The sequence below is a fragment of the Acidithiobacillus sp. TH-A36 genome, from assembly GCF_057473445.1.
Window position 1 is genome coordinate 1 of sequence record NZ_JBYCKP010000321.1, and the last position, 10,028, is coordinate 10,028.

The window sequence follows — 10,028 nt, forward strand, 5'->3', positions numbered from 1 at the left end:
ACGAACTGTACCGTCTGGAATGGGCTTTTCGCTTCACCGAACAGCGCCTCAGGGAACACTTACTGGAGCTTCGTCAGCTGCACCAGCGCCAACAGGCAATGCAATGTATGGTCACCATTGGTGAAATGTCTGCGCAGGTGGCCCATGAAATCCGTAACGCCCTGTCCTCCCTGCGCGGCGCCGCTCGTTACCTGGTGCGCTATGGTCAGGGGGCAGACAATCAGGGCGATTTTATCCGCATCATTGAGGAAGAAGTACAGCGCCTGTATGACATGACTCAAGGCTTTCTGGACTTTGGTCGGCCTTATGCGGCGATCCCTGTCGACACGCAAATCCGGCATCTGCTGGAACGATGCCTCACCAGACATCGCGCAGACCTGGAGACCAAAACTATTTTGGCCACTCTGGATTGTCCGGCATCCCTGCATGCCATACTGGACCCTTCCCTGATCGAACAGGCATTGAGCAATCTGATTCTCAATGCCATTGATGCCCTGCCTATGCAAGATGGGGAGCTGCATCTTGCTGCAGAAAAATCCGGGCTTGCGCAGCTGGACATTATGGTTTCTGATAATGGACCGGGCATTCCCCCAGAAAAACGGGCGACCATTTTCAAACCCTATGTCACCACCAAAACCAAGGGTAGTGGCTTGGGATTGGCAGTGGTCACCAAAATCATGATGGTGCATGATGGCAGCGTAGAGTTGTGCGAAACCCATTCTGGTACCAGGTTCATTCTCCATTTGCCCGGCAAGCTTCCCCTGTCATCCTGATGATGACCATGACCAAAAAATTTCTGAGACCGACCCTATAAACATGCAGAATCTGATTTTAATTGTAGAAGATGAAAAAAACCTTCGTTGTGTTTTGTCAGCGGTACTGACTGCCGAGGGGTTCCAGGTACTGGAAGCTGAAAATGGCGAACAGGCACTGGCGACCATTGAAAACACTGAACCTGCATTAATCCTGACTGATCAGCGTCTGCCCGGGCTTTCCGGCACCGAACTATTGCGCAATATCAAGGCGACGCACCCTGAAATACCGGTCATTATTTCGACGGCCTATGGAGAAATTGAGCAGGCAGTCGAAGCCATCAAGGCGGGTGCCGAACATTATCTGACTAAACCGGTCGATGAGGGCGAACTGATTGCCTTGATTCGCCAAACCCTGGGGCGTCGTGGCAAATCCCTACCTCCCATGCGTCAGGAGCCACGCCGGCACGGCTTGATCGGGGTCAGCCGCGCCATCGAAACCCTGCTGGAAACCATTGATCTGGTAGCGCCAGCACCCTCCAATGTGCTGATTACCGGAGAATCCGGGACCGGTAAGGAGCTGGTTGCTCGCGCCTTGCATCAAGCTTCCAATCGGGCGGACCAACCTTTTGTCGCTTTTAACTGTGGCGCCATTCCACTGGAGTTGGTGGAAAGTGAAATTTTTGGCTATGAAAAAGGCGCCTTTACTGGAGCGACACGTACGCAGGCCGGCAAACTGGAAATGGCTGGTGCCGGAACCCTTTTTCTGGATGAAGTAGGAGATATGCCCCTCGCCATGCAGGTCAAATTGCTCCGCGCCCTGCAGGAAAGGGAGTTCACCCGTCTGGGCACCCATCAACCCTTGCGCATGTTGGCCCGGATTGTGGCAGCTACCCACATGGATCTGGCCAAGGCGGTGGCCGAAGGCCAGTTCCGGGAAGATCTCTATTATCGGCTGAATGTCATTCCGCTCCATATTCCTCCGCTGCGCGAGCGACGGGCCGACATCGCGCCGCTGGTACATCATTTTCTGGAACAAATCTGCAGCGTCATTGGCCGCAGCCCGACCGTAACCATCAGCAGTGAGGCTCTGGCTGCCCTGGAAGCCTATGAGTGGCCAGGCAATATCAGACAACTTGAAAATCTTCTGGAACGGATGGTGGTGCTCAATCGTCATGGACACATACAGCGGCAAAACCTCCCTCCCGACATCTGCCAGCAAAATGCTGGAGCTGGTGGATCAGGTACGGCAAGCCCCTTTGATTTACCTGCCCTGGAACGGCAAACCGTGCTCAGCGCCCTTGAAAAAACCCGATTCAATCAAAGCCAGGCGGCTGTTCTTCTGGGCATCAGCCGCAAACAATTGCGGACCAAAATGAAAAATATTGGCCTGCTTGGCGACCAGGATTCTGAAGAAGACAACCTCGACAACTGATCCATTGCAGGGACCGGTACGAAACATCTGGTCCTTTTGGCACACTCTTTTTTCGCCCGACTGCCCCTTCTCTTGCGCACGGCAACACCCTCACCCGCACAGCGCCTTTGCACCTGGCTTTCTATATCATTGAAAAACACCTATTGACCCAGATTTATGGCTGAAAATGCCATAAAAATGGCTTAAAAAAACAATACCAGCAATTATACTTTACAGACTATTTTATTGTTTATTGTAAGAGGCCATTCTTTCTAAAAGAATGGCACAAAAGCTGCTAGTTAATTTTGCCGCGCCAGTAGGTAGCGCTGCAATAAAGGAGCATTTTATGAAGCACAGAAATAAACAGCTGGCTCAGATCGCTTTGCTGTTGACAGGGATTTCTTGTCTGGGACTTGGCGTGAATGCAGCAGCAGCGCCGGGCAACGTCAGCAGTATTCAGGCCGGCAAAGCTATTGCCTTCAATCGCGCACAGGGAAACTGTCTTGCCTGCCACGCTCTACCGGGCGGAACAATGGCGGGCAATGTGGGTCCGGCCCTGCCCATGCAGGGCGTAACATTCCAGCAGATGTTTCAGACCAAGGAAAAACTCGTCGCTTTTTTGGGTGATCCTGAAAAACTATTTCCATACGCAAACATGCCTGAATTTGGAAAAAACAAAGTGCTGACGCAGACACAGTTAGAGCAGGTTGCCGACTATTTGTGGTCTTTGAAGTAAATAATCCATCTGTAATTCCTAAGGAGACAATAATGATGAGTAAACCCATTGAGCGACGCCAGTTTTTAGGTGCCAGCCTGGCTACAGGGGCGGTGGCTACGGCTGCTGGTCTTGGCTTGATCAAACCGCAGCTGGCCTTTGCAGATAATGTTGCCGGATGGCCTGAAAAAGCTTTTGATGCCAAGTTGCTGAAAGAGGCCATGTCCGACTCCGTTGGTAAAACCGACATTCCGGTATCTGCCAAAGTCAAACTGACAGCACCTACCATCGCTGAAAACGGCGGAGCGGTTCCCGTCACCATTGAAGTGGATTCGCCCATGACGGCAGACGATTACATTGCAGCGGTTTATCTGTTTGTCGATCACAACCCCACCCCTCTGGCCAGTCAGTTCACGTTTACACCTGCAGCGGGTAAAGCATACATCCAGCAACGCATCAAAATGGCAAAAACTGACAATGTCCGGGTCGTTGCCAAAACCAATAAGGGCGTTCTGATGGCCTCTGCCCCCCGGGAAGTCAAAGTCACCATTGGTGGTTGCGGCGGTTAAATCAATATACACCCATTGAAAAAAGGAATTATCCATGGCAGGAAATGTAGGTAACCCAATGATTCGCATGGCGAGCAGCGCCAAAAAAGGGGAAATTGTCGAAATCCGTTCACTGATCATGAATCCCATGACTACGGGTCTGACCAAAGATAAGGCTGGAAAGGTCCTTCCGGCCCATTTTATCCAAACCGTCACCGTGACATTTGATAACAAGCCGTTACTGGACATTGACTGGAGTACAGCCGTCAGTGCCAATCCCTACCTCGCATTCAAATTGCGGGCCGAAAGTAGCGGAATCCTGAAAATAGTCTGGAAAGACAATACCGGCGGTAACTGGAGTGCCGATTCCAAACTGACAGTAGCCTGATACCCATATCGGGGCGAATGAAATCGCCCCTGCAACAAAAGGACGAACCCATGAAGCGGTTGCTGATTGCGCTTTCAATCATAGGCCTAGCTGGTGTCAGTGACGCTGCGCAGGCAGTCAACTGGTGGGACCTGGGAAATACCAAGGTCGGACCGGCCGAGACGCTCAAACAATTTCATACCTATTTCGAGGAACAAAATCCTAAAATGCCTTTGGAGAAGTACGCGCTGGGTTCTTATGCATTCAGCCCGGAAATGTACAGTCAGTATCAGGAGGCCATTCAGTTTAATCCCGGAGATTTGACTTTATCCCAAGGCAAGGCTTTATGGACCAAGTCTTTTGCTGATGGCAAGTCTTATGCCAGTTGTTATCCTGATGGTGGCAAGGGTGTGGCGGCACATTACCCCATGTATGATCCCAAAACCCATGACATCGTAACCATCGGTACCAGTCTGAATGCTTGCCGCAAGGCTAATGGTGAGGCACCGCTTAAATATGGCAGCAGTGATATGGTGGCTTTGCAAACTTATCTGACCTCGCTCTCTAATGGGATGCCCGTGGATGTTCAGGTACAGGGTCCGGGGGCCACGAAAGCCTTTGAAGAAGGTAAAGCCTACTTTTTCATGAAACGCGGACAACTTAATTTTTCCTGTGCTACTTGTCATGTTGCTTATGCCGGGAAATATTTACGCGCACAAATCATCTCTCCAGTACAGGGCCAAAGCGCCCATTTCCCGACTTATCGCGCTGCCTGGTCGGCAGTCAATACTTTGCAAAAGCGGATGCAGGGTTGTGACAAAAAAGTAGGTGCGGTGCCACAACCGCTCGAAAGTGCAGATTACCAGCGGCTGGAATATTTTATGAGTTATCTCAGCAACGGCATCAAGATCAATGTGCCGGGATATCGTCCATGAACTCAACCCCGGATAATAAATCCTGAATTTTTACCCGCTACTATTTTTACCAGAAACAATGGGGAATACCATGAATATGAAAAAATCAGTACTTGTGCTCGGATTATGTTGCACGGGATTGAGTCTTGGCGGCTGGGCACAGGGTGCCGAGATTTCTTCGACAGTATCCGGAATGCCAGCAATTAATACCGCCAGCCCGCTGTACATTGTCAATGTGCAGAAAGGTGTCACTCCGGCCCAGATCAAAATGGGTATTCAGAGCGGTGCCGAGGCTGAAAATATGAATGTGGTAGGCACGCTGGATGTTCAGCAGGGACTCAAGGAAAGAGGTATTAAAAGCAATCAGCCCTATGTCATTTATGAGGTCTGTAATTTGGTTCTGGGTGCAAAAATCCTCAAAAGCACACCGGAATTTGGGGCTTTTGCACCCTGTAAAATTGTCATGTATGAACAAAATGGCCAACTAAAATTGATGACCTATTTACCCACCTACGCCCTGAAATATTTCCCGAAAAATCCAGAATCCGCCAAGGTGGCTCAGGAGCTGGATCACCAGATTATTACCGTGATGAAGCAAGCCGCTGCTGGCGGGCTTTAATCCGTATCGGAGGATTCAATGAACTTAAGTAGACGTGATTTCATGCAATTAATGGGAATAGCCGGTGCTGGCAGCTTCCTGACACCGGGTGCCGTGCAGTCGGCCTGGGGGGCAGATGCCGACCCTTATGAAATTCCTGATTATGGGAATGTCACCTTATTGCACATGACTGACTCTCATGCGCAATTGCTGCCGGTATGGTGGCGTGAACCGGATACCAACATCGGCGTAGGGCAGGTACTGAATCAGGTTCCCCATCTCTGCGGACAGTGGATGCTGGATTATTATGGAGTAGCTACCCCCTCTTCCAGCAAATATGCCTATTCTTGCCTGGACTTCGACACTCTCGCGCACAAATACGGCAAAATCGGTGGATATGCACATATCGCCAGCCTGGTCAAACGCTATCGGCAACAACGGGGAGACAAGGTGTTGCTGCTGGATGGTGGAGATACCTGGCAGGGTTCAGCAACCAGTCTCTGGACCAAGGGTGCGGATATGGTCGGGGCCCAGAATCTCCTGGGGATAGATGATTTTGTTGGCCATTGGGAATTTACTTACGGGCAGGATCAGGTGGAGCATCTGGTCAAAACTGAACTCAAGGCCAATTTTCTGGCCCAGAATATCTTCAACAATACCTGGCAGGAACTGGTTTTTAAACCCTACCATATTCATGAGGTCAGTGGCCGTAAAATTGCCGTTATTGGTCAGGCTTTTCCTTTTACCCCCATCGCCAATCCCGGTTACATGATACCTGACTGGGGGTTTGGTATTCATACCGGGCATATGCAGAAAATGGTGACAGAATGCCGCGAGAAACAGCACGCTGATCTGGTGGTCGTGCTCTCGCATAACGGTGCTGACGTTGACAAGAAAATGGCCTCAATGGTCAAGGGCATTGATATCATTCTGGGTGGTCATACCCATGACATTATGGGACCCAAGCCTTTCATGGTCGGCAATACCTTAATAATCAATACCAGCACCAATGGCAAGGTATTAGCCCGTTTCGATCTGGATGTCGGCAAAGGCAAGCTTAATGGCTGGCGTTTCCATTATCTGCCGGTGTTCTCCAACCTGATCAAGGAAGATCCGGAGATGGCTGACTACATCCATAAGGTCCGCAGCCCTTATCAGCAGAAATTGGCGCAGCCCCTGGCTACTACCGAAAGCCTGCTTTACCGGCGTGACAACTTTAATGGCAGCTTTGACCAGTTACTCTGCGACGCCTTGCGGGAAGAAATGGATTGCGAAGTCTCTTTCTCCCCAGGCTTCCGCTGGGGCTACTGCAAGCTCCCCGGTGAAACCATTACCATGGAAGACGTCATGGGCCAGACGGCCATCACCTATCCCCAGGTTACCGTCAACACCTACACTGGGGAACAGATCAAGAACATCATGGAGCAGGTGGCAGATAACATCTTCAATCCGAACCCATATTATCAGCAGGGCGGGGATATGATCCGGGTCGGGAATATTCAGTATGACTTTAATCCGGATGAAAAAATCTATCATCGTTGCAGCAATATGCGGGTTGGTGGTCAAACGATGTCTGCCAGCAAAAAATACAAAGTGGCAGGCTGGGCAGCCATGCAACCTGTTGAAGGGAAACCAGTCTGGGATATTTTTTCAAAGTGGCTGCAATCCAAAAAGAATGTGCGGGTAGACAAGGTGGATTTACCGGTACTCAACAAGGACATGGCAAACAACCACGGCATTGCCTTTCCCAAAACCTACAAGCTTTAGGCATCTTCAGGTGGCGAGCAGCATTAGCCAGCGGTTTTGACCGCTGGTTTTTTTTGTGAGCAAAACAAGGTCCTGTAGCCAAATCACCCCAATCTCACCAGATTTTATCTCGACCATACCTCATGCTAGACTGCGCACTGAATTTTGCAGCCCGGAAGTGATGTTTAACTTTGTTCAAATCCCGGCCGTGTCCCCACTTGCATAACAAAGGCTTGTAACCAGATGATCATGAAACGCATTCTTGGACTTTTTTCCACGGACCTCGCTGTTGACCTGGGTACGGCCAACACCCTGATTTATGTGCGAGGAAAGGGCATTGTCCTCTCAGAACCTTCTGTCGTGGCCATTCATACTGGGCGCCGTGGTGGTGGCAGTCGCCGTTTACATGTCGGTGAAGAGGCCAAACGCATGCTCGGACGCACCCCCGCCAACATCACCGCCATTCGGCCTTTAAAAGACGGCGTCATTGCCGATTTTGAAATTACAGAGGCGATGCTCAAGCACTTCATTCGTCGCGTCCATCATCAGCGTTTTCTCAGCCCCAGCCCCCGTATTATTGTTTGTGTGCCCTATGGAGCCACGCAGGTGGAACGCCGTGCCATCCGCGAATCAGCCATGAGCGCGGGAGCTCGCGAAGTGCATCTGATTGAAGAACCCATGGCGGCAGCCATTGGCGCCGGCATGCCAGTCGCAGAACCCACCGGCTCCATGGTGGTGGACATTGGTGGTGGGACCACTGAAGTCGGGGTAATTGCTCTGGGCGGTGTGGTTTATTCCCAAAGCGTCCGGGTAGGGGGTGACAAAATGGATGAAGCCATCGTTAATTACATCCGCCGCAATTACGGCATGTTGATTGGTGAAAGTACCGCCGAAGAAATCAAGAAAAAGGTGGGCTGTGCTTATCCCGGTCAGGAAGTGCTGACGCTTGAAGTGCGCGGGCGCAATCTCGCCGAAGGCGTCCCCCGCACTTTCAGCATCAATAGTAATGAAATCATGGAAGCTCTTCAGGAACCGCTGGGTGCCATTGTCGGCGCCATCAAGCTGGCCCTGGAACAAACCCCTCCGGAGCTCGCTGGCGATATTGCCGAGCGCGGCATGGTTCTGACGGGGGGTGGTGCGCTGTTGCGCGATCTGGACCGTCTCATCATGGAGGAAACTTCCTTGCCGGTGATTGTTGCCGAAGATCCTTTGACCTGTGTAGCGCGAGGCAGTGGCCGCGCCCTGGAAGAACTGGAACTTCTGGGTGAGGTATTCGCCGACGATTAACCCGGCGAAACTGTAAACATTCAGCATGCCAGCGTTGTTTTTCCCTCGCCGCTACCCGCCGCTCCTTCGTGTAGCGGCGTTTGTGTTGTTGAGCATTGTCATTGCGGCGCTCAGCGAAAAGCATCCCAATATGCTGAACTGGTCCGGGAATCTGACTTATCCCATTCATTGGCTGGATCTTCAGGCCACAAAAAACTGGCGTACAGTGGGTGAATACCTGCAAGATCGCCGCAGTCTGCTTGCTGAAAACGCGCAACTGCGGGAAAAACTCAAATCGCTGGAACCAAAACTGCTGGAAAACGAGATATTACACAATGAAAACCGGCAACTGTTGGCATTACTCGACAGTTTCCCCCAGCCACCCGGAAGGATGGCTGTTGCCCAGGTCATCGCCGAAAACTTTTCTCCCGGTAGCCAGCTCATTACCGTCAATCTGGGCAGTCACAATGGCGTTCACATAGGTCAGCCGGTGCTGGCCGCCGGTGGTGTGGCCGGGCAAGTCATTCACGTAGCCGATCTCAGCGCCCAGATCGCCCTGATTTCCGACCTCGACAGCAGCATCCCTGCGCAACTGGCGGGCACAAACCTTCCGCTGCTGGTTAATGGCAAGGGCAATATTCATTGGTTGAGTGTTCCCTTTCAGCCGCGCAACACCACCCTGAAAGCAGGTGACCAATTGGTCACTTCTGGACTCGGGGGGCGTTTTCCCTCTGGCCTGCATATTGGTACCATTTCCAGGGTCATTCACAATGGTGACGAGCCCTTTGCGCAAATTTCAGTGCGGCCCGCAGTACCCTTGGGTCAGCTCACCACGGTACTCATACTTCTAAAGAACAAGCCGACATCACGGCCTGATAAAGCATGAATGCTATCGCCATGGTGATCGCCTTTTCCCTGGCCATGGCCCTGGAAACACTCCCCTCTGGCCCTGTTTATGGCATGATCCATCCGGATTTTGTAGCCATGCTTCTGCTTTACTGGTCGATCCGTAGTGGCTCCGAACTCAGCTATACGGTGGTATGGCTCATAGGATTACTTCAGGATATGATGATGGGTGATGTGCCCGGTGGCCAGGCCGTTGCCAGTGTTCTCATGGTTTATGCGCTGGTCAATGGCCTGGGCAGGGTGCGCCATCTATCTGTTTGGGAACAATTGGTTTTCATTTTCATGCTGCTGTTCGCTCATCGACTGATCGTCTGGTCCTGGCAACTATGGTCCGCGCCAGTGAGCTGGCATTTCAGCCTGCTCCTCAGCCCGTTGATGGGGGCCTTACTATGGCCCCTGTTTACCTATTTGCTGGATTATCTGCGCCATCATTTGAAGGCATCATCATGAACCGGTCACAACGCCTGTTCCGTCCATTGCAAAAACTGGATCCAGCACTGTTGACCGGTGTTGTCATTTTAATGGGCATCAGTTTGGCCGTACTTTACAGCGGCAGCCAGGAAAGTCTTCGCGTGGTTTTCGCCCAGTTATTCCACTTTGCTATCGGCTTTATTGTGCTGATCACCATTGCCAATACCCCGCCAGAACGCATTCGCGCCTGGGCCCCGGCACTTTATGGCATCGGCGTTATACTCCTGGCACTCACCCTGGTCGCTGGCAAAACCAGCCTCGGAGCCAGACGCTGGTTAGGTGCCGGACCCATCACCTTTCAGCCCTCGGAACTCATGAAACTGGCTTTACC

Annotated in this window: 12 protein-coding genes; all 12 read left to right on the forward strand. The window is 51.7% G+C overall.

Annotation, left to right across the window (positions count from 1 at the left end):
• Positions 1-773, forward strand: a 773-nt coding sequence (locus AC2VLY_RS08575) for a sensor histidine kinase (protein ID WP_486922107.1), incomplete at its 5' end; no start/stop codon positions are given.
• A 43-nt stretch (positions 774-816) separates the two neighbouring features.
• Entirely contained in the window at positions 817-2,187 is a 1,371-nt protein-coding gene (locus AC2VLY_RS08580; protein WP_300251050.1) for a sigma-54-dependent transcriptional regulator, read from the forward strand.
• A gap of 259 nt (positions 2,188-2,446) precedes the next feature.
• Positions 2,447-2,902 carry a sulfur oxidation c-type cytochrome SoxX gene (soxX, locus tag AC2VLY_RS08585; protein WP_227485369.1) on the forward strand — a complete coding sequence of 152 codons (456 nt, stop codon included), beginning with the start codon at positions 2,447-2,449 and terminating at the stop codon, positions 2,900-2,902.
• 35 nt (positions 2,903-2,937) lie between these two features.
• Positions 2,938-3,450 carry a thiosulfate oxidation carrier protein SoxY gene (gene soxY, locus AC2VLY_RS08590; protein ID WP_193651168.1) on the forward strand — a complete coding sequence of 171 codons (513 nt, stop codon included), beginning with the start codon at positions 2,938-2,940 and terminating at the stop codon, positions 3,448-3,450.
• A 34-nt stretch (positions 3,451-3,484) separates the two neighbouring features.
• Positions 3,485-3,817: a thiosulfate oxidation carrier complex protein SoxZ gene (gene soxZ / locus AC2VLY_RS08595; RefSeq protein ID WP_300251046.1), complete on the forward strand. Its 333-nt coding sequence runs from the start codon at positions 3,485-3,487 to the stop codon at positions 3,815-3,817.
• Positions 3,818-3,867: 50 nt separating this feature from the next.
• On the forward strand, positions 3,868-4,731 hold the full coding sequence (gene soxA, locus AC2VLY_RS08600) for a sulfur oxidation c-type cytochrome SoxA (RefSeq protein ID WP_300251043.1): 864 nt from the start codon (positions 3,868-3,870) through the stop codon (positions 4,729-4,731).
• A gap of 70 nt (positions 4,732-4,801) precedes the next feature.
• Positions 4,802-5,329, forward strand: coding sequence for a DUF302 domain-containing protein (locus tag AC2VLY_RS08605; RefSeq protein WP_227485368.1), 528 nt, complete (start codon positions 4,802-4,804; stop codon positions 5,327-5,329).
• An 18-nt stretch (positions 5,330-5,347) separates the two neighbouring features.
• Positions 5,348-7,075: a thiosulfohydrolase SoxB gene (gene soxB / locus AC2VLY_RS08610; RefSeq protein WP_300251038.1), complete on the forward strand. Its 1,728-nt coding sequence runs from the start codon at positions 5,348-5,350 to the stop codon at positions 7,073-7,075.
• 228 nt (positions 7,076-7,303) lie between these two features.
• Positions 7,304-8,341 (forward strand): rod shape-determining protein, encoded by a 1,038-nt coding sequence (locus tag AC2VLY_RS08615; protein WP_372606774.1) that lies wholly within the window; start codon positions 7,304-7,306, stop codon positions 8,339-8,341.
• An 82-nt stretch (positions 8,342-8,423) separates the two neighbouring features.
• Positions 8,424-9,206 (forward strand): rod shape-determining protein MreC, encoded by a 783-nt coding sequence (gene mreC, locus AC2VLY_RS08620; RefSeq protein ID WP_300251297.1) that lies wholly within the window; start codon positions 8,424-8,426, stop codon positions 9,204-9,206.
• Complete coding sequence (gene mreD / locus AC2VLY_RS08625; protein WP_300251033.1) at positions 9,203-9,676, forward strand: rod shape-determining protein MreD; 474 nt, start codon at positions 9,203-9,205, stop codon at positions 9,674-9,676. Before mreC ends, mreD begins: the two co-directional genes overlap by 4 nt.
• On the forward strand, positions 9,673-10,028 hold a 356-nt coding region (locus tag AC2VLY_RS08630; protein WP_486922108.1), incomplete at its 3' end, for an FtsW/RodA/SpoVE family cell cycle protein. The genes mreD and AC2VLY_RS08630, both read left to right, overlap by 4 nt.